Annotated in this window: 22 protein-coding genes; 12 read left to right on the top strand and 10 right to left on the bottom strand. The window is 61.9% G+C overall.

What is annotated here, in order from left to right:
- Positions 1 to 131 precede the first annotated feature (131 nt).
- A complete protein-coding gene (gene rpiB, locus HKD27_RS10950) occupies positions 132 to 581 on the top strand; it encodes a ribose 5-phosphate isomerase B (protein ID WP_194689525.1) in 450 nt (149 codons plus the stop codon).
- Positions 493 to 1,620: a sugar-binding transcriptional regulator gene (locus tag HKD27_RS10945; RefSeq protein WP_228518467.1), complete on the top strand. Its 1,128-nt coding sequence runs from the start codon at positions 493 to 495 to the stop codon at positions 1,618 to 1,620. The genes rpiB and HKD27_RS10945 overlap by 89 nt, the downstream gene beginning before the upstream one ends.
- A 150-nt stretch (positions 1,621 to 1,770) precedes the next feature.
- Here the strand turns inward: HKD27_RS10945 and HKD27_RS10940 are convergent, their stop codons facing one another.
- The 4 genes from HKD27_RS10940 to HKD27_RS16405 form a co-directional block, all read right to left on the bottom strand.
- Entirely contained in the window at positions 1,771 to 2,202 is a 432-nt protein-coding gene (locus tag HKD27_RS10940) for a hypothetical protein (protein WP_228518468.1), read from the bottom strand.
- Positions 2,203 to 2,335: 133 nt separating this feature from the next.
- Positions 2,336 to 3,595 carry a sodium:proton antiporter gene (locus HKD27_RS10935; protein ID WP_041111765.1) on the bottom strand — a complete coding sequence of 420 codons (1,260 nt, stop codon included), beginning with the start codon at positions 3,593 to 3,595 and terminating at the stop codon, positions 2,336 to 2,338.
- Between the two features lie 147 nt (positions 3,596 to 3,742).
- Entirely contained in the window at positions 3,743 to 4,048 is a 306-nt protein-coding gene (locus HKD27_RS16410; RefSeq protein ID WP_228518469.1) for an SMP-30/gluconolactonase/LRE family protein, read from the bottom strand.
- On the bottom strand, positions 4,008 to 4,301 hold the full coding sequence (locus tag HKD27_RS16405; RefSeq protein WP_228518470.1) for an SMP-30/gluconolactonase/LRE family protein: 294 nt from the start codon (positions 4,299 to 4,301) through the stop codon (positions 4,008 to 4,010). The genes HKD27_RS16410 and HKD27_RS16405 overlap by 41 nt, the downstream gene beginning before the upstream one ends.
- Positions 4,302 to 4,461: 160 nt before the next feature.
- On the opposite strand from HKD27_RS16405, the gene HKD27_RS10925 reads away from it, so the two are divergent.
- Entirely contained in the window at positions 4,462 to 4,674 is a 213-nt protein-coding gene (locus HKD27_RS10925; RefSeq protein WP_194265420.1) for a hypothetical protein, read from the top strand.
- Positions 4,675 to 4,690: 16 nt separating this feature from the next.
- Here HKD27_RS10925 and HKD27_RS10920 read toward each other — a convergent pair whose 3' ends face one another.
- The 5 genes from HKD27_RS10920 to HKD27_RS10900 are packed head-to-tail and all read right to left on the bottom strand — an operon-like array spanning position 4,691 to position 9,031.
- Positions 4,691 to 5,338 carry a glutathione S-transferase family protein gene (locus tag HKD27_RS10920; RefSeq protein WP_194689527.1) on the bottom strand — a complete coding sequence of 216 codons (648 nt, stop codon included), beginning with the start codon at positions 5,336 to 5,338 and terminating at the stop codon, positions 4,691 to 4,693.
- Positions 5,338 to 6,423 carry a tRNA 2-thiouridine(34) synthase MnmA gene (gene mnmA / locus HKD27_RS10915; protein WP_194689528.1) on the bottom strand — a complete coding sequence of 362 codons (1,086 nt, stop codon included), beginning with the start codon at positions 6,421 to 6,423 and terminating at the stop codon, positions 5,338 to 5,340. Before mnmA ends, HKD27_RS10920 begins: the two co-directional genes overlap by 1 nt.
- Before the next feature lie 5 nt (positions 6,424 to 6,428).
- Complete coding sequence (locus tag HKD27_RS10910) at positions 6,429 to 6,743, bottom strand: ferredoxin family 2Fe-2S iron-sulfur cluster binding protein (protein ID WP_011252912.1); 315 nt, start codon at positions 6,741 to 6,743, stop codon at positions 6,429 to 6,431.
- A gap of 22 nt (positions 6,744 to 6,765) precedes the next feature.
- Positions 6,766 to 7,908: a cysteine desulfurase family protein gene (locus HKD27_RS10905; RefSeq protein ID WP_194689529.1), complete on the bottom strand. Its 1,143-nt coding sequence runs from the start codon at positions 7,906 to 7,908 to the stop codon at positions 6,766 to 6,768.
- Between the two features lie 22 nt (positions 7,909 to 7,930).
- Complete coding sequence (locus HKD27_RS10900) at positions 7,931 to 9,031, bottom strand: cysteine desulfurase family protein (RefSeq protein ID WP_228518471.1); 1,101 nt, start codon at positions 9,029 to 9,031, stop codon at positions 7,931 to 7,933.
- A 137-nt stretch (positions 9,032 to 9,168) separates the two neighbouring features.
- On the opposite strand from HKD27_RS10900, the gene HKD27_RS10895 reads away from it, so the two are divergent.
- The 9 genes from HKD27_RS10895 (at position 9,169) to HKD27_RS10855 (ending at position 19,122) form a co-directional block, all read left to right on the top strand.
- Complete coding sequence (locus HKD27_RS10895) at positions 9,169 to 9,834, top strand: alpha/beta hydrolase (protein WP_011252909.1); 666 nt, start codon at positions 9,169 to 9,171, stop codon at positions 9,832 to 9,834.
- Positions 9,835 to 9,952: 118 nt separating this feature from the next.
- The gene (locus HKD27_RS10890; protein ID WP_194689530.1) at positions 9,953 to 10,876 is read left to right on the top strand and encodes an ABC transporter ATP-binding protein; all 924 of its coding nucleotides are present in this window, start codon (positions 9,953 to 9,955) and stop codon (positions 10,874 to 10,876) included.
- Positions 10,873 to 12,279, top strand: a complete 1,407-nt coding sequence (locus tag HKD27_RS10885; RefSeq protein WP_194689531.1) for an ABC transporter permease — start codon at positions 10,873 to 10,875, stop codon at positions 12,277 to 12,279. The genes HKD27_RS10890 and HKD27_RS10885 overlap by 4 nt, the downstream gene beginning before the upstream one ends.
- Before the next feature lie 106 nt (positions 12,280 to 12,385).
- Entirely contained in the window at positions 12,386 to 13,636 is a 1,251-nt protein-coding gene (tyrS, locus tag HKD27_RS10880) for a tyrosine--tRNA ligase (protein ID WP_062495432.1), read from the top strand.
- A gap of 119 nt (positions 13,637 to 13,755) precedes the next feature.
- Positions 13,756 to 14,307 (top strand): hypothetical protein, encoded by a 552-nt coding sequence (locus HKD27_RS10875; RefSeq protein ID WP_062495434.1) that lies wholly within the window; start codon positions 13,756 to 13,758, stop codon positions 14,305 to 14,307.
- Positions 14,307 to 15,431, top strand: coding sequence for a sensor histidine kinase (locus HKD27_RS10870; protein WP_194689532.1), 1,125 nt, complete (start codon positions 14,307 to 14,309; stop codon positions 15,429 to 15,431). The genes HKD27_RS10875 and HKD27_RS10870 overlap by 1 nt, the downstream gene beginning before the upstream one ends.
- Positions 15,428 to 16,033, top strand: a complete 606-nt coding sequence (locus HKD27_RS10865; RefSeq protein WP_141353618.1) for a response regulator transcription factor — start codon at positions 15,428 to 15,430, stop codon at positions 16,031 to 16,033. The genes HKD27_RS10870 and HKD27_RS10865 overlap by 4 nt, the downstream gene beginning before the upstream one ends.
- Positions 16,034 to 16,128: 95 nt before the next feature.
- Complete coding sequence (locus HKD27_RS16710; protein WP_304602344.1) at positions 16,129 to 16,551, top strand: DnaJ family molecular chaperone; 423 nt, start codon at positions 16,129 to 16,131, stop codon at positions 16,549 to 16,551.
- A gap of 66 nt (positions 16,552 to 16,617) precedes the next feature.
- Positions 16,618 to 19,122 carry an excinuclease ABC subunit UvrA gene (locus HKD27_RS10855; protein ID WP_194689533.1) on the top strand — a complete coding sequence of 835 codons (2,505 nt, stop codon included), beginning with the start codon at positions 16,618 to 16,620 and terminating at the stop codon, positions 19,120 to 19,122.
- 77 nt (positions 19,123 to 19,199) lie between these two features.
- On the opposite strand, the gene HKD27_RS10850 is transcribed toward HKD27_RS10855, so the two are convergent.
- The gene (locus tag HKD27_RS10850) at positions 19,200 to 19,772 is read right to left on the bottom strand and encodes a DUF4291 domain-containing protein (RefSeq protein ID WP_194689534.1); all 573 of its coding nucleotides are present in this window, start codon (positions 19,770 to 19,772) and stop codon (positions 19,200 to 19,202) included.
- Positions 19,773 to 19,869 lie beyond the last annotated feature (97 nt).

Genomic DNA, 19,869 nt, shown 5'->3' with positions numbered 1-19,869 from the left:
TCCAAAACCCGGAAAGTCACATATATGTGATTTAACAAATGTGTTTTATTTTTTTCTTTTGTGCAAGAAAACACACATCAATGCAGTCGATTATCGCCCGGCAGACATTCTGGCTAAAATGGAGAAAAACAATGAAGATCGCGCTTGGCTGCGATGAAGCAGCGACAACCCTCAAGGACATCATCCGGACTACCCTGGAATCCTGGGGACACGACGTAACGGATTACGGCACCCATGAAGGAAAGTCCGTTCTTTACCCCGATATCGCCGTAACGGTTGCAGATGCCATCATGAACGGAAAACATGAGCGCGGCATTCTGCTCTGCGGAACCGGAATCGGTGTTGCAATCAGCGCCAACAAGGTTCCGGGCATACGCGCGGCCCAAACACATGACACCTATTCGGCCGAACGGGCCATGAAGAGCAACAATGCCCAGATCATTACGCTGGGCGCCCGTGTCATTGGGCCGGAACTTGCCAAAACCATCGTGCATGCATATCTTTCTTCCGAGTTCAGCGGCGGCGCATCTGCGGAAAAAGTCGAGCGGATTACCTATTACGAGGGCCGGATTTCTGTTTGAAAAACCGCAAAAGCGTATCGAGCAACTCACTTCCCGACACTCAAAGGGCTCGGCCGACAGCTCTGTTCCATCCATGGAGGGACGTCGGAGCAGTCGGTCTGATTTCCCCGCCGATCAACTCACGGAACTGGCGGCACTTTATTATCTTGAGCAGGTCACTCAGGAAGAACTGTCGAGAAAATTTGCCCTTTCCAGGCCTACCGTCAGCAAACTCCTGAAACGGGCGCGTGAAGAAGGGATCGTCGAGATCCGCGTCCGCACACGCCCGGCTGCGGCTGCAGAACTTGAGCAGGAGTTTCAAAAACGTTTTGGTATAGAACGCCTGCTTACGGCGGTGAACCAGAATGATCCCGATGCACAGCGCAGTGCCGTAGCAGCCATGCTGGCTGCGCATCTTGAAAGCATATTACGCGACGAAATGATTGTCGCGGTCGGAATGGGACGCAATGTCGCTGCGATCGCAGACCAGATCGGCATGCCAGTTGCACGCGCGATTACATTCGTTTCGGCAATCGGCGGTTCGACCCGGGCTGGCGAGTATATGAGCTCTGATCACATCTGCCGACGGCTTGCAGCACGCTTCGGTGGGATGAGTGAAACACTTTATGCGCCAGCCCTGGTCTCTGATGCAGCCCTTCGTTGTGCCTTGATGGATAATGATGTCGTTCGTCGCACCCTGCACAGGGCCCGTCGTGCGGACGTCGCGCTGATCGGCATTGGAGATGTCAGCGAAGACAGCAACATGGTTCGGATGGGCTGGTTTTCACCCCAGGAAGTCGCGGAAGCAAAGCTCGCCGGAACCGTCGGAGACATGATGGGATATGATTTTATCACGATTGAAGGAAAGCATGCGGACATTTCCTTGCAAGGTCGCGTAATCGGACTGGCACTGGAAGACCTGCGGCGCATTCCCAACGTCATTACCATTGCCAGTGAAAGTTCCAAACTTGTAGCCATTCTGGCTGCCTTGCGGACAGGAACGATTACTACTCTGGCAACAACCGAGCTTATTGCGAAAACAATACTGGGAATTTCTTAGGCCTTATTGCCAGAATTCCATGATCGGATGTTTCATGCGTTCTCAAGAACGCGCGATACAGCTATCGCCCACCCGGCGGCTGCGCCGTTCCGCCTGATCATGCGGCGTTAGCGCGATGCCCCCTGGCTCATCCGTGATTATCGGGCTTTATTAAAGTGCATTGCAGCGCTGGGTCGAGCCGGGAAAATCCGAGCATTCGCCCTTTACGGCATCCCAGCGGAAATCCATTTCCGGGCCTGCCATACCATTGTTCTGGAACTCGGTTGTCACCGCGCTCACATTCGTCACATGACCCTTGCTGTAGACCAGGTCGACATATCCATTGTGAAAGCCCGGAATCTTGCCCACGCCTTCAAAATAGGTCGGCTTTCCATCTTTTCCCGGAACGGCAAACAACTTGCTCACCTGAGCCGGGGTCGCATGTTCCAGCTTGCGCAGGAACTCGGGCGACAGGCTCTGACAGCTGATTTCAGGGCGCGGGTCCTCGCCCACGTTTGAATCCCAGCACGCCTTCTGACCCGCAAGCGGCGTGGCAGATGCCAGTTGAGGCATGACAAGCCCTGCTCCCAGCGCCGCAGCCATCGTAAAACTCCTGAAATGCCTCAAGCGTACCATCTGCAAAATACTCCAACAGAACCATCTGTTTTCCGAATCTATCACAGCCTCCCGGCAGAACCCACAGAGGCCGCCAAACACCTTTTGCGGAAATGGCGCTTCAGGATGGCGGAGCCGTCTCGGGGTAAAGCCAGCGCACCACCCGCCCCATCGTCAGCCCCTGCACGATGATCGTGAAGACCACGACCCCATAGCAAACCGGGAGCAGCGTCTCGCGCAGTTCCCCGGCCGGAAGCCCCAGGGCCAGAGCAACGGAAATGCCACCCCGCAACCCGCCCCAAGTCAGAACGCCCAAAGCACGACCCCGTTCTCCGGGTTGCAGATGAACAGGCATGGTGGACAGGAAAACGCTCGCCCCCCGCACCAGAACCGAAAGCGGGATAACCACCAGCATCGTCAGGAGCGGCGCCAGGTGAAGCCGGATTTCCAGAAGCTCGAACCCGATCAGCAGGAACAGCAGGGCGTTCAGGATCTCATCGATCAGGTTCCAGAACACCACCATTTCCTCACGGGATTTCTGCGTGATGGCCCGATGACCCGCCTTGCCCGCAAGGCTCATGCCTGCCACCACGACCGCAATCGGCCCGGACATGTGCAGCCCGTTCGCCAAGCTGTACGTCCCCGTCGCCAGAGCCAGAGAGCCCAGAAGATCAATCTGCGTGTCCTCCACGCCCCGCAGCAGCAACAGGGTCAGCCAGCCCGTAAAGGCACCGAGCAGGCCGCCACCAACGGCTTCCACCAGAAACCGCAGCACGAAATCCCCGATCGAAACGGAACTCGTCTCTCCGGTCGCCAGCCCGATCATGGTCCCGAAAATGACGACACCCACACCATCATTGAACAGGCTTTCACCCGCGAATGTCGCCTGCAAAGCCGGCGGCAGCCCCAGCCTGCGCAGCATGCCCACCACTGAAACCGGATCGGTCGGCGCCAGCATCGCTCCGAGCAGCACGCACCAGCTGAAGGGGACCGCCAGCCCGAACACGGGAAAGATGAGCCAGGCCGGCACAGCCAGCAGACCCACGGCCAGCGACGTCCCCAGAATTGCCAGCGCCGCAACCGATTTCCCGCGCGACAGCAGCAGGCCCAGATCGACCTGCATCGCTCCGGCAAACAGCAGGAAGGACAACGCCCCATCGAGCAGCGTCCGCGGCAGATTGATCGTTCCCAGCAGGGACTGCGGGACCTGTTGCAGGTCATAGCCCGGAAATAGCGGGTTCAGGATCATGACAATCAGGGAGATGAGCATCGAGATCAGCAGAATCCCGATGGTCAGCGGCAGTTTCAGGGTCCGGTAATTGATGATCCCGAGCAGTGTTGCCACAGCCAGCAGCAGAGCAAACAATCCCAGAGAGTTCATGTCCGCGTTTTCCTCCCCGATGTCCGCTCCGGCAGCCCCTTACAGCGTGACGAACCGCAGGCGAACAGATCCAGCCTGCTTAACTGCCAACAGCCCTCCGGAGTTTCTTGTGAAAACTGCCGTGACCCATTCCCCGACAGGGAAAATTCAACACAATGCCGCGCCCTGCGTGTTCAGCATGACACGGTACAGGCTCCCCGCCGCGCACATGTAGAGTTCGTTCCGCTTGAGCCCGCCGAATGTCAGGTTCGACACACCATGCGGCAGCCGGATCCGCCCCAGCAGCTTCCCGCCCGGGCTGTAGCAGAACACACCGCACAGACCATACGCCCCAGTGGCCCCGCACCACAGATTGCCGAACACATCCGCCTTCATGCCATCCGGCACGAGCCTCTGCCCCTCCAGCGTCATGTCACAGAACACGCGACCGTTCTGCAGGCGGCCATTGACCATAGCGAACGCCCGGATCGGGCGCGATGGAAATCACGTAAAGTGTCTTGAGATCCGGCGAGAGACAAAGCCCGTTCGGTCCCGGCACCTGCTCTTCGGTCAGCACCGATTCAAGCCTGCCATCGGGTGCATAAAACGCAAAACCGCGGCCGCCCCGGCGACTCGCAATCCCCGACATGGACCGGTCCACATAGTGCAGGCCCGCGCTGCACGCCTGCGTTTTCGCATCCGTTTCGTGACTGTCCGCCGCACTCATTCCTGACGCCTCATGCCCGTTACAGACATAGAGCGTTACAGAACGGCGCAGGTTTCCATCCCGCAGGCGGCACGATTACGCTTCCTTACGGTTCCTGACATGACAGTCATGAAGACAGGACGCATTCTTTCCGGCAGGGAAACAGGAGGAACCGGTCCCCGTGAAAAAAACCTGCGCCGCGACCGTTTTCGTTCTGCTTTCAGCCTGTGCCTCACATTCCTCGCCTGCCGACATGGCAGCCGCCGCCAATGACGATGATTCCGGTTACACTGTCCGGGGCCATCAGGGTGGTGGCATGGGGGGCAATGGCAATATCTGGGGCGAAGTCCTCAGAACCGCCCTTCAGACCGGCATGAGCTTCGCCCATCACTGAGAGCGCCCACTGAGCGTCAGTAGACCAGACGCCACTCCGCCGGTTCAGCTTCTGCCAGTTCGTACCATTCCCGCATCAGCGGATGATCGAGCATCGTCCGCACCCAGGTTTTCACGACCGGATCCACGTCCAGTTCGAACGTATGGATCCGGATGGCGATCGGCGCATACATGCAGTCCGCGACCGTCATCCGCTCCCCGAACAGGAACGGTGTCGGCTGGCCTGAGCGCAGAAGCGCGCTCTTGAGCGTACGACTCAGCAGCGCCACATCGGCCGCCAGTTCCTCGCTGATTTCCGGCGGAGGGGCCGGAATGCGCTCCACGTCCATAGAGCAGTTCTGGCGGATCGGGCGGAAACCGGCATGCATCTGCGCGCTGATACTGCGGGCATGGGCCCGAACGATCCGGTCTTCAGGCCATAGCGAGGGCGCAATTTCCGCGCAGTATTCGCAGATCGCCAGACTTTCCCAGACATCCGCACCATCATGCGTCAGATACGGCACCATCCGGTTGGGCGAACGCGCATGGATTTCAGTCGTTTTGCCACCGCCCTTGAGCGGGATGACTTCTTCCGTCACATCCAGCCCGGCCAGACGCACCGCCAGCCAGCCCCGCAGGGACCAGGACGAATACCGGCGCGATCCCAGAAGCAGCACACCCGCCATCAGGCGTCTCCCGCAGTAATGAAGCCACCACCCAGAACGCGGCTTCCATCATACAGCACACAGGCCTGACCCGGCGCCGGCATCGCAGCCTCGGTCAGTTCCACCAGCGCACCACCATTCTCCAGCGGCTTCACGACAGCCTCGCGCAGCTTCTCCCGCGCCCGGATCTGCACGCCACAGCGCACGCCTTCCGCAGGCGCATCGATCAGCCAGTTCATATCCCGCAGACGCACGGTGCGACGGCTGTCTGCTTCCGAAACCTGCACACGCGGCCCGACCACAATCCGCCGCTTCGGCACATCAATGCGCGTCACCATCTGGCGCTCACCAGTCGCGGTGTGGATGTCGCCCAGGCGCTTGCTCTGCCCGACCGTATAGCGCGCCACACCTTCATGACGGCCAAGCACGCGGCCGTCTTCGTCCACGATCTCACCCTCGCCACGCACTTCCGGACGCAGCTTCTCGACCAGCTCGGCATAGGAGCCGCTGGGCACGAAACAGATGTCCTGACTGTCAGGCTTGGCGGCGATTTCCAGCCCCAGTTCCTGCGCAAGTGCCCGGACATGCGCCTTGTCCGGCATCTCGCCCAGCGGAAAGCGCAGATAATCAAGCTGGTCTTTGGTCGTGGCGAACAGGAACCAGCTCTGATCCCGGTCCGCATCGACGGGACGGTGCATTTCCGCCCCGTCCGCACCTTCAACACGGCGAACATAATGCCCGGTCGCCATGGCCTCGCAGCCCAGATCCCGCGCCATGCCCAGCAGATCCGTGAATTTCACGCCCTGATTGCAGGCCACGCACGGAACCGGGGTCTCGCCACGCGCATAGGCGTCCGCAAAGCTCTCGACCACGCTGTCACGGAACCGGCTTTCCGCATCAATCACATAGTGCGGGAAACCCAGACGGTCCGCCACGGCGCGCGCATCCATGATGTCACGCCCCGCACAGCACGCGCCCGGCTTGGCGGCCTGTCCGTGGTCGTAAAGCTGGAGGGTCGCGCCAATCACCTCGTGGCCCTGCCGTTTGAGCAGCGCGGCCACTACGGAACTGTCCACGCCTCCCGACATGGCAACGAGGATCCGCATGATGCTCAGCCCGCCTTCGGCAGACGGACGGTCAGGCCGTCAAGCGCGTCCGTCATGACGATCTGGCAGCCGAGACGGGACGTCTTTTCCAGACCGAATGCCAGGTCGAGCATGTCTTCCTCGTCATCCGTCGGCGCGCTCAGCTTGGCGGCCCATTCCGGATCGACAACCACATGGCAGGTCGCGCAGGCCAGCGAGCCTTCGCACGCACCTTCCAGGTCAATGTCGTGCTTGTGTGCGATTTCCAGCACCGACAGGCCGACGGGCGCGTCAACGTCACGACGGGTTCCATCACGCTCGATAAAGGTCATCTTGGGCATAGTTCGTCCGCTTTTTCCGGTTTCAGTTGGGTTGGCACGCCCGGGCGGCTGCGATCAGAAGAGAGGCCGCACGGTCAATATCGGCCTTGGAGGTAGAGCGTCCGACCGACAGGCGCAAGCACCGGGACGCCTTCTCCGCAGAAAGTCCCATCGCCGTCAAGACATAGGACGGCGCAATCTCCGCCGCCGTGCAGGCCGATCCGGTCGAAGCCGCGACATCCGGACAGGCTTCAAGAACGTCCAGCGCCCGACATCCTTCCGGCAGACAGACATTCATTGCCCCTGCCAAACGCGGCGCCCCAGCCCCGTTCAGCGCAATCCCCGGCAGACCTTCGCGAAGCTGCGCCCACAGATCATCCCGCAGGAACACCTGCCGCGCCGCCTCATCACCCATGGTCGCAGCCGCCAGATCCGCAGCTTCTCCAAATCCCACAATCAGAGGCATCGGCAGCGTCCCGGACCGAAGCCCGCGTTCCTGACCGCCCCCGGAAAACAGCGGCTCCAGCCGAACACGCGGCTTTCTCCGGACATAAAGCGCGCCGATCCCTTTGGGGCCGTACATCTTGTGAGCAGAGACGGACGCCAGATCCACATCCCGCAGCGACACCGGCATCTTTCCCGCCATCTGCGCCAGATCGACATGCATTAGCGCCCCGCTCTCCTTCACGATCGCCGCAAGCTGCGGAATATCCTGCAACACGCCCGTCTCGTTATTCGCCGCCATGATGCTGACCAGCAGCGTTGGGACTTTCAGCGCCTCCCGCAGGGCTTCGGGATCAACCCGTCCCTCGCCGTCCACACCGAGCACGACCGCTTCAAAGCCCCCGCTTTTCAGATCACGCACCGATTCCAGAACGCATTTATGCTCCGTCGCCACCGTGACAATCCGACGCCGCGGATCGCCCAGCCGCGCCAGATGACGCGCAGCCCCCTTGATGGCGAGGTTGTTCGCTTCCGTCGCACCGGACGTAAACACGATCTCCCGCGTCTCCACGCCCAGAAGCCGCGCCACGCTCTCCCGGGCCCGCTCCAAGGCGTCCGCCGCCTTTCGCCCCGGCCCATGCGGACTGTGCGGATTTCCGAAATCCTCCCCGAACCAGGGCAGCATGGCTTCCACGACAGCCGGCTCACACGGCGTTGTCGAAAGATAATCGAGATAGATCATGCCCGCCGTCCCTTTACCCGTCTCATTTCCGCAAACGCCGCGCCATGGCCTCATAGGCCTCGCAGAACGCCTGGACCTGGGTCTCCTGCACATTCCAGGGCAGCGAAACGCGGATGGCCTGCGACGCGCCCTCCGTCTCCCCCATCGCCCGCAGAACGTGCGAGGAAGAGACCTTCCCCGACGAACAGGCCGACCCCGCCGAGACGCAGAATCCGGCCAGATCCAGCGCCATGAGCTGAACCTGAGCCGCCACCCCATCCAGAATCAGACAGCTCGTATTCGGCAACCGCGCCACAGTCTCTCCCGCAACCCGTGCGCCAACACTTTTCGCAGCCGCTTCGACCCGATTCCGAAGACGCTGCACCGGTGCCCAGTCCTGCGCACGCGCCGCATCGAACGCCGCCGCCATGCCCAGAATGGCTGGCAGGGCCTGTGTCCCGCCCCGGCGTCCCCGCTCCTGACCGCCACCAGCCACCAGCGCGTCCATGGGTTCGTCTTCCGCCAGCAGCAGCGCTCCTGCCCCTTTCGGGCCACCCATCTTGTGCCCAGACACCGCAACACTGCACCCGCCCAGTGCAAACGGCACCCGCCCCGCGCTCTGCACGGCATCGACATGCAGATGTGCTCCCGAGTCGCGACAGACCGCCAACACGTCCTCCAGCGGTGAGAGCACCCCCGTCTCGTTATTCGCGGACATCACGCAGACCAGCGCCGGTCCGGTGTCCTGCAACCGCGAGCGCAGGTGTTCCACGTCCAGAATCCCGTCCCTGCTCACGGGCAGGATTTCAGCCTCCGGCGCGGCCCTGAGGATGGCATCATGTTCCGTAGACCCAACGAAAATCCGGCGTTCCTGTCCGAAAGCATGAACCGCCATCGCATCGGCTTCCGTCGCCCCGGACGTAAACACGCAGGTGCCGGAAATCCGCCCGAAACCCGCTGCAACCCGGCTGCGGGCATCCTCCAGAAACCGGCGCGCTTCCCGTCCCTCGGCATGCACCGAAGACGGGTTTCCGGAGAGCATCATCCCCTCCAGCGCTGCCTCCTTCGCACAGGGGCGCAGAGGTTCGGTGGCGTTGGCATCCAGATAGGTCGTCCCGGAGACGGTCTTGAGTGCAGTCATCATGTTTTCCAGATTGGACAAACTGGCGGAAATCGCAACGCCGTGTCGATTTTGGTGGAAATCGGGTTTTGCGAATCGATATACACTGCGTCACCGGACGGCAGAGTTCCAATCCTGCCTGACACAGTGCGAGAGTATTCATGCCTGAAGTGATGTTCGCCGGCCCCGACGGCCGGCTTGAGGGTCGTTACCACCACTCCAGCGAACCCAACGCTCCGCTTGCCCTGGTGCTGCATCCCCATCCGCTCCACGGCGGCACCATGAACAACCGTATCACCTATACGATGTATCGCAGCTTCGAGAAGATGGGCTTCTCGGTGATGCGCTACAATTCGCGTGGCGTGGGCCGGTCCCAGGGCCGTTACGATGGCGGTATCGGCGAGATTTCCGATGCCGCGGCAGCCCTCGACTGGATGCAGATGGTCAATCCGAACTCCACGGAACTGTGGATCTCGGGCTATTCCTTCGGTGCCTTCGTGGGCATGCAGCTCCTGATGCGCCGCCCCGAAATCAGCGGCTGGATCAGCGTGGCCCCGCCGGCCAACGACTACGATTTCGGCTTTCTGGCCCCCTGTCCGTGCAGCGGCCTGATGATTGCCGGCGGCCGGGACGAAATGGCTCCCGAACCGGGCATCCGCAAGCTGGTGGACAAGCTGAACACCCAGAAGAACGTGACCGTCGACTATCGCATCTTCGAAGACGCCGACCACATCTTCGCCAAGCAGGCCGACCGGGTTGCCGAAGCCCTCGAAGACCATGTGAACACGATGCGTGGCCGCAAGGCGCTGGCTCTGGCCGCAGACTGATCCGGGACATTCGCCCCGTCAGAGACTTCAAAAATGGCTCTCCCTTCCGGAGAGCCTTTTTTGTTTCCGGCGCTACAATTCCTTGCTCCGTTCCGACAAATATGTAACCGGATATTTCATGCAAGACCGAAACATTCTGCACCCCGCTGCCCCTGCCTCCCTGCCCGTCGAGGTCTCGCACCTCACCAAGAGCTTCGGCAGCTTCCGGGCACTGGATGACGTGTCTTTCTCCATCGCACAGGGCGAGACCGTGGCCCTTCTGGGACGCAACGGCGCAGGCAAATCCACGCTGATCGGGTGCCTCATGGGCTTCCTGCTCGCGGATGGCGGCAGCATCGATATTTTCGGTCACAGCATCGCGGCGCTCCCCCGGGAAATCCGGGCGCGGACGGGCTTCGTCCCCCAGACCATGACCGGTTTCGGCAACTTCCGCGTCGGCCAGCTCATGGACTATATCGCCGCGTTCTATGGGGAGCTTCCCCCCGTCGATCCCGCCCTGATCGCCTGGGCCGACCTCGATCCGAAGAAGATGGTGCGCTCCCTGTCCGGCGGCCAGAAACAGCGTCTGGCCATCGTCCTCGCCATGCGTCACAGCCCTGAATTCCTGGTTCTGGACGAACCTGTCGCCAGTCTGGACCCCCACGCCCGGCGCGACTTCATGAACCTGCTCGACACCTATACGCAGCGGACGGGCGCCAGCATCCTGATCTCGTCGCATATCCTGTCCGATCTCGAACGCCTGTGCTCACGCCTGCTCTTCGTCCGGCAGGGACATGTCGTGCTCGACGTCCCGACCGAGACCTTCCGCGCCACCACACGCTGGCTCGAACATCCCACGCCCGACCGGCTCCTCGCCGCCCTGCCCGCCGATCTCCAGATCCTCGGCCAGCGTCCCGATGCGCTGCTGGTGCATGGCTGGACCGGAGACCTCATGCTCCCCGAAGGCACCCTGACAGTCATTCCGGATTTCGAAGACGCCTTTCTGGAAATCACGGCGCCGCGCACGGCACCTGCGACTGAAACCCCGGATGCCGCGGCATGAGGAGTTTCCTGCCCTCGGGCGCACTGGAACGCAGCGACATGATCCGCGCGCTGCGGCTCTATGGGACACGCATTTTCCTTGTCGGCAATCCGATGATTTTCACGGCTGTGATCTTCATCCTGCTGGCGGGTCTGACGGCCCATGAACTGCACACCGCCCTCCTGACCCAGAGTCTGGAAAAGGCGCTCAAACACGCCAATGTCTTCAACGCGGCCATCGCCGCGACCTTCGTGCAGAACTGCCTTCAGACCCATTCCGGCAACCAGATCGGCGCATCCCAGGCCCCCGCCATCCCCGGCCTGCTCCAGGCCGAAGCCCGCGCGGCAGCCCTGATGTCCATGGTGGCCATCCTCGCCCTTTCCGGCCTGCTCGCCTGGAGCGGCCTGCCCCTGCATGACACGCTGTTCTACACGCTTCTCAATACCGTGCCGGCCGTCATCCAGTGGTATGCCCCGCCGCAGCAGGCCTCCCGCCGGATCAAGGGCATCACGGCGGTCATTGGCGTTGGCCTGCTGCTCGGCCTGATGCTCCTGACCTTCGCCACCGATTTTCCGCTCTGGGCCCTCACACGCCCGGCCCTGCTGACCATCCCGGCCGATCTCGCCATGATGGGCCTCCTGACGGCCGCCATCATGACTCTGCCGAACCGTCTGCATTCCCCGGCGATGATGGCCCCCACGGACGGCTTCACTGCCTCGACCCCGGATTTTGCACTTCCCGAAACGACGCCCCGTGTCGCCCCGCGGGATCTCAGCTTCTACCAGTTGCGGCAGATGCTCCTCGCTCCCGCAGCGCCGACCAATCTGCGCAACGATCTCCTGACCAGCCTGTTCATGCCCGCCTGCGCGGTCCTGATCATGGGGAGCCTGCCGCTCGGACATGGCAGTTTCGGCAACCGGATCGCGCATCTGACCCCCGGCATGACCATCCTGATCGCCCTGCAGGACGCCTGGATCAGCAACCGCAAACACTGGCCGCTGCTTCTGACAACGGGTCGCTTCGGCAGCCGGCTGGACTTCGTGCGGGCGGTTTTCACCGCCAAGGCCAACAGGGTTTTCATGACGGCCCCGCTGCGCACGCTGAGCCTCATGCTGCCGGTCACCCTGTTCAAGCCGCTCGCGCCCTCGCATGCCCTGCTGGACGCCGCAGAATTTCTGGTTGCAACCCTCGGCATGACGTTCTGCTGCCCGCTGCCCTTCCTCGTCATGAAGCAGCCTCCGCAGGGTGTCATCGTTGCAGCAACCGTCGCGCCCGCCTTCGTGCTGCAATTCTGCAATCCGTTCATTCTGGGCAGCCGCATCTTCGGGCCGGTCGCACTGGCCTTCGCCGCCCTCGGGATACTCTGCTTCTTCGTCGTCCCGTCCCGCATGGCCCGCACCGACTGGCCTTACGAAACGGAATGAGCACCTGGCCCGCCGCCATGGCCGCTGCTGGAGTTTCCGCTCCGGCGCTGGTCATGCTAGGGTCCGCGTCCTGTCCTTCCCTGTAGCAGCGTAGCAAGACCGACCCATGCCAAAGAGTCCGTTCCTCCTCGAAGCCCAGGCCCGCGGCCTGATCTTCCAGTGCACCGACCTCGACGCCCTCGACGAGGCCATGCTGGCCGGACCGATCACCGCCTATGTGGGCTTCGACCCGACCGCGGACTCCCTGCATGTCGGCAATGCGCTCTCCATCATGGCGCTCCGTCTGCTCCAGAAGCACGGCCATCGCCCGATTGCGCTGATGGGTGGCGGCACGGCCAAGATTGGCGACCCGTCCTTCCGCGACGAGGCCCGCTCCCTCATCACGAACGAGACGATCGCGCACAACATCGCCGGGATCGAAAAATCCCTGCGCCAGTTCATCACCTTCAGCGATGAAGACCCGTCCAGCGGCGCCATCCTCGCCAACAATGCCGACTGGCTGGACAAGCTCTCCTACATCAACCTGCTGCAGGATGTGGGCGTGCATTTCTCGGTCAGCCGGATGCTGGGCTTCGACAGCGTGCGCCAGCGTCTGGAACGCGAGCAGGGCCTGACCTTCCTGGAGTTCAATTACTCCATCCTACAGTCCTATGATTTCCGAGAACTGAACCGCCGTCACGGCGCCGTTCTGCAAATGGGCGGCTCGGACCAGTGGGGCAACATCGTCTCCGGCATTGACCTGACCCGTCGCACGGATGGCAAGCAGATCTTCGGCCTGACCACGCCACTCGTCACCACGTCGTCGGGTGCCAAGATGGGCAAGTCCGCCAAGGGCGCGACCTGGGTGCGTCCGGAAAAGCTGCCGGTCTTTGAATACTGGCAGTTCTGGCGCAACACCGAAGACGCCGATGTCGGCCGCTTCCTCAAGTTCTTCACGGATCTTCCCGTTGAGGAATGTGAACGCCTGGGCGCGCTCGAAGGCTCGGAGATCAACGAGGCCAAGAAGATCCTCGCGACCGAGGCCACCGCCATCTGCCACGGTCGCGCCGCTGCCGAAGAAGCCGCCGAGACGGCCCGCCGCGTCTTTGAACAGGGCTCCGTTCAGGCAGCGCTGCCCGAAATCGACCTGCCCGCCAACCTGATCGCCGAAGGCCTGCCCGCTTTCCGCGTCTTTCAGGAAGCCGGACTGGCCGCCAGCGGTGGTGAAGCGCGCCGCCTGATCCGTGGCGGCGGCGGTCGCGTCAATGACGTGGTCGTCTCGGACGAGAACCAGACCTTCACGCTCGACGACCTCCGCGAAGGCGTTCTGAAAGTCTCATCCGGCAAGAAGAAGCACATCCTGCTCCGTCCGGTCTGAACCCCGTCATGACCCCAGCCATGACCGATGTCATCCGCGACATCTGACACTGCACCCTGTTTTTCTGCGCCAGAACGGGCATCCTCATCGCAGGCTGCCCCAGCGGAAACGGAGCGCGGATGATGACGGAACAGAAAAACTGGCGCGGTCTGCTGACCGACTGCGCAGGACTGATCTTCGCGGCCGTCTGGGCCACACGCGGCGCTCAGGCAGGCCGGTTGTCCATTCCACTGACCATCGCCCTCATCGCCTTCCCGACAGTCCTGCTCGCCCTCGGCTTCATCCGCCGCGACCTCATTCTGCGACGCCCGGAAACCACCCTCGATCCGAAACTGGCACGTCGCATCAAAATCCTGCGCTTCATCGGGATTTTCGTCGCCGCCTCATGGACCCATGCCCATCACCGGATGGACCTGTTCTATCCGGTGATGGGCGCCATCATCGGCCTGTCCTACATCCCGCTGGGCCATGCCCTGAAAGAGCCGGTCCATCTCTTCATGGGTGGGACCATCGTTCTGATCTCCGGCATCTCCCTGCTCCTGCCTGAACCGCAGCATCTTGAAGTCGCGGGCTTCGGCACAGCTCTCGCCATCTGGGCCGGCAGTGCGGTCCGGCTGGGGCACTCGGGAACGTTCTTGACCCCGGACACGTCCTCAACCACCCTCGCCTGATGGCCGCAGATTCCCTCTCCCGCCATCTGGCGGACCGCAAGACGCCGTGGCCCCATTTCAACCAGTATCTGGTGGCCTATCTGAGCTACCTGCTGTTCTATCCCGTCCCGTGGCTGCTGGGCTATCACCGCCCCACCCTTGCGGGCGTCCTGTTCTCCACAGCCGCCATGCTGGTTTTCCTGCTGGTCTATTTCGCGCCCTACCGCAAAGACCGGTATTACGGCTACGGCGAGATCATCCTGACCGACCTGATCGGCTATGCCTGCGCCTGGACGCATGGCGACTGGGAGGTCTACTGCATTTTCGCCGCCGGAATGTGCGCCCGCCTTCCCGGAAAGCGGCAGTCCATCACGATGGTCATCCTGCTTCAGGTCGTCCTGATCATTTCCGGGCACTTCCGCCACAAGACCACGTTGGAAGTCATCCCAGGCGCCTTTTTCAGCATCATCACCTATATGGGCACGCTGGTGCAGTGGCAGCTCGGCATCCGCAATTTCGAACTGCGCGAGGCCCAGAACGAGATCCGCACCCTCGCCACGACCGCCGAGCGCGAACGCATCGCGCGTGACCTGCATGATCTTCTGGGTCATTCCCTCACGGTCATTTCCGTGAAAGCCGAACTGGCCGACCGTCTGTTCACGTCCGATGCCCCCCGTGCGCGGCAGGAAGTCGCGGAAATCAGCCAGATCGCCCGCACGTCCCTGCGCGAAGTCCGCGAGGCCGTCGCCGGCATGAACGGTGCGTCGCTTCAGCGCGAACTGGACCGTGCCCGCAAGGCCCTGAATACGGCAGGCATCACGCTCGTTCTGAACGGTCACGCCCCCTCCGCCGATCAGCCGCAGAGCAGCGTGCTCGCCCTAGCCCTGCGCGAAGCCGTCACAAATGTCATCCGCCATTCCGACGCCCGGACCTGTACCCTGACCTTCCAGCAGAACGCGGAAGGCCATATCCATACCTTCACCCTCGAAGACGACGGCCCGCTCCAGGCCCCACAACCAGCCCGCAGCATCGTCGAAGGCAACGGCCTGCGCGGCATGCGTGCCCGGCTTGCCGCCTCGGGCGGTACGCTGACCCTTTCCCCCCAGCCCCAGGGCTTCAAGCTGACTGCAACGACACTCCCATGATCCGCCTCATCCTCGCCGAAGACCAGACCATGCTCCTCGATGCCTTCGAGGCCCTGCTGCAACTCGAAGACGACATCCGGATCGTCGGCCGGGCGACCGACGGGCGCGAGGCGCTCGACCTGATCCGCGAACACCGCCCCGATGTCGTCCTGACCGATATCGAAATGCCCCACGTCACCGGCATCGAGCTTGCGGAAAAGATCCTTCAGGAAGGCCTGCCCAGCCGGGTGATGATCGTGACGACCTTCGGCCGCTCCGGCTATCTGCGCCGCGCGCTTCAGGCCGGCGTGCGCGGCTACATGCTCAAGGACGCCCCCATCACGCAGCTCGCCGCCGCCATCCGCAAGGTCGCAGCAGGCGGCCGGGCCATCGCCCCCGATCTGGCCGAAGCCGTGTGGGACGCCCTGCCCGACCCGCTCTCCGAACGCGAACGCGCCATGCTCCGCCTCGCCGAAGCAGGACGCACCAACCGCGAAATCGCCGAGGAACTGTCCCTCTCTTCCGGCACGGTCCGTAACTACTTCTCGGAAATCGTGCAGAAACTCGATGCCCGCAACCGCATCGAGGCCGGCCGGATCGCCCGGGCAAACGGCTGGCTCTAACAGGGACAGGAAGGACAGTCCGGAGAAAGAAGTCGCTCCCTGAAGTCCACCCGGCCATGATAGGATAGCCTGCAACTACTGGCGGAAGACTTTTCATGCAGCTTCTCGCGCTCATCGGAGCAGCGTTTCTTGTCTACTGGGTCCTGACGCATCTGGGACTTGTGTTCGGGCTCATCTTTGCTTTCGCGAAGTTCATCATCCTTGCGCTTGGAGCCTTGGTCATTCTGGGCATCGTGATGCAGATGATCCCGGGGAAAAAGGATGCAGGAAACACCGATCAGAAAACAGCGGAAGACCCGGTCGATGAGCCCCCTGCGGACCGGACGTGGTTCGAAGTCCTCGGCGTCAGCGAATTTGCATCGCCCGACGACATCAAGCGCGCCTATCGCGATCTGATCCGGCAGTACCATCCGGACAAGGTCGGCGCGATGGGAGAAAAAATCCGCGAACTGGCGATGCGCGAAACGCAGATCATCAACGCCGCTTTTCAGGAAGCACGCCTCAGCCGCGGCTTCTGAAGCGTGGTTTGTGTACTATGATGTCTGACGGGTCTACACTCCTGCGGACATCATCAGGAGTGCCCCATGTCCCAGACGCCCTCGCCCCATGAGATGATCCGCGTCAGAGGGGCGCGGGAACACAATCTGGAAAACGTGGATGTGGACCTGCCGCGCGACAAGCTCGTCGTCGTCACAGGCGTATCCGGGTCCGGCAAATCCTCGCTGGCCTTCGGGACAATCTATGCCGAGGCGCAGCGGCGCTATCTGGACTCCGTCTCCCCCTATGCCAGACGCCTGTTCGACCAGATGCCGGTTCCGGTCGTGGCCTCCATCGACGGACTTCCACCGGCCGTCGCCCTCCAGCAGCAGCGCGGCGGAAGCAGCAGCCGATCCAGCGTCGGCAGCCTGACGACACTCTCGAACCTGTTGCGGATGCTCTATTCCCGCGCCGGCACCTATCCCCCCGGCCTCTCACGGCTGGAGGCGGAGTCCTTTTCCCCCAACACGCCCATGGGCGCCTGCCCGAAATGTCACGGGCTGGGGCGTATCTATGACGTCACGGAAAAGACGCTCGTCCCCGATGACAGCCTGAGCATCCGCGACCGCGCCGTCGCAGCCTGGCCCACAGCATGGCAGGGACAGAACTTCCGCGACATTCTCATCACCCGGGGCGTGGATGTGGACTGCCCCTGGCGAGACCTGCCGAAAAAGACGCGGGACTGGATCCTCTTCACCGAGGAAACCCCGACCGAACCCGTCTATCCGGGACGCACCCACGCTCAGGTCGTGGAGGCCATCAAACGCGGCATCCCGGCTGATTACAACGGCACGTTCAGTGGCGCACGCCGCTACGTCCTGCACACCTTCACGCAGTCGCAGAGCGAGAAGATGCGCAAACGTGCGGCATCCTTCATGGTCTCCGCACCCTGCCCCGTGTGTCATGGACAACGCCTGAACCCCGATGCCCTGCGCGTGACATTCGACGGGCTGAATATCGCCGACTTTTCAAACCGCACGCTCGAAGACATCGCCGCCTCGCTCCGCACATCCGCCAAAACCCTTGCGAACGGAAAGGACGCCACGGCCGTAGCCGCGCGCGGCATGGTCGAAGCCATGATCGAGCGCATCGACGTGCTGCTGGATCTGGGGCTGGGCTATCTCCAGCTCGACCGGGGCGTGCAGACACTCTCGCCCGGCGAATACCAGCGCCTGCGGCTCGGCACCCAGATCCGCTCGAACCTGTTCGGCGTGGTCTATGTGCTGGATGAACCCAGTTCCGGCCTGCATCCTGCCGACACGCAGGCCCTTCTGCGGGCACTGGACGGACTGCGCGACGCGGGCAATTCGCTGATCGTCGTCGAGCATAATCCGGACGTAATCCGCCGTGCGGAATGGCTGGTGGATGTCGGCCCGGATGCCGGGGAACGGGGCGGCCGCGTCCTCTATAGTGGCCTGCCCGACGGCCTGCGGGACGTGAAAGACTCCCGCACCCGCCCCTATCTGTTCGGTACAGTCCAGCCTCGCACCACACCGGTCCGCAAGCCAACCGGTACGCTGGAACTGACCGATATCTGCTGGAACAATCTGGACCATCTGGCCCTGACACTCCCGCTCGGCGTACTGGTCTCGGTAACGGGGGTCTCAGGGTCCGGAAAGTCCAGTCTCGTCGGGCAGGCCCTCGTCTCCATCATGGCCCGCACTCTGGGCCAGAAAGTGGACATCGACCCCGACGACGACAGCACGGATGATACCCCGCCCCGCGAGCCCAAGGGGAACGTTTCGGGTGGAACCGGCCCGATCAAACGCATGGTCATGATCGACCAGAAGCCGATCGGGCGGACCCCGCGCTCCAATCCCGCAACCTATACCGGCCTGTTCGACACGATCCGCCGCCTGTTTGCTGAAACGCCGGACGCGAAGAAACGCCATTTCGATGCCGGCTGGTTCTCTTTCAATGTCGCCAAGGGACGGTGCCCGCGCTGTGAGGGCGTGGGAACAGTCGATGTGGAGCTTCTGTTCCTGCCAACCGTGCAGACACCCTGCCCCGTCTGCCACGGCAGCCGCTACAAACCCGAAGTACTGGAAGTCCTGTGGAACGGGCACAGTATTGCGGACGTGCTGGGCCTGAGCATTGACGATGCCTGTGACGTCTTTGCGGATGTGCCGGCTCTGGCGCGCGGCTTCGATACCCTGTGCCGCGGGGGACTGGGCTATCTCCGTCTCGGACAGCCCGCCACCGAACTGTCAGGCGGCGAAGCGCAGCGCATCAAACTCGCGACCGAGCTTCAGAAGCAGCGCAGCGGACATGTGCTCTATGTTCTGGACGAACCCACAACCGGCCTGCATCCGGCCGATGTGGACCGGCTGATGCTCCAGCTTCAGGCTCTGGTCGATCAGGGCAACACCGTCGTGCTGGCCGAGCATGACATGCGCGTGGCAGCGGCCAGTGACTGGATCATCGACCTCGGCCCCGGTGCAGGACGCAAGGGCGGCCGGATCGTGGCCTCAGGAACACCGGAGGCCGTCGCGGCCTCGGAACACAGCATCACCGCCCCGTTCCTCCGCCGCTATGTTGCCTCAGGTTCATAAACTTCAGGGACGATTACTTGACCGATTTTACGACCTACAGCGTAAATGGCACGTCACATTGTGATTCTGCATCCCACTCAGACAGAGAACCCGTAAACTGATTCCTTTGGAAGTTTTTTGCGCGCATTTTCCAGATCGCCAGATAAAACGCAGGCATGAATGTCATGAGCAAGGTCTGTCACATCTGTGATTTTCTGTATCCATTCACCAGTATAGAGACTGACAGCATCTTTACTTAATCCAATTTGAAGAGAACGATAGGGCAAAGGTTCAAGCTGCAAATTCCGTTCTGGATCCCATTGAACTCGCACAGGCGATTTAAGTTTAAGCCTGTTCCATTCTTCGGGACTTATGGAATGATCCCGATGGGTGTTGCAGCTATTCGTGAGAGCCCACTCAAAGCCTGTGCGCGTAATATCCACGGCAAGAATTCGGCGTTGCCCCGCATCCTTATAGCCCCATCCCGCTCGATACATCATCCACAGGAATGATGGTTTAATCCAGGTCATACGTTCCATTTTGAATGTAGGCGGTCGAAACGTACCGTTTGACAGGGCAGCATCCGCTATTTCATCGCTATAGGCCTGATAGACACAGATTGTTTTCTGGTCGAATACGGCCCGTATCTGACGCTCCTGAATATTTTCCAAAGTAAATCCATCAATTTTAAATTCGTTTTCCAGATTTCTTCCAATCTGAACGCTGCACTTATCCGTATATTCATGGCTGGCTTAACAACAGACAGCC

Source organism: Gluconobacter sp. R75690 (genome assembly GCF_015244525.1).
Taxonomy (GTDB): Bacteria; Pseudomonadota; Alphaproteobacteria; order Acetobacterales; family Acetobacteraceae; genus Gluconobacter; species Gluconobacter potus.
The sequence above is the reverse complement of the archived record's forward strand: the minus strand, read 5'-3'. Positions and strand labels throughout refer to the sequence as shown.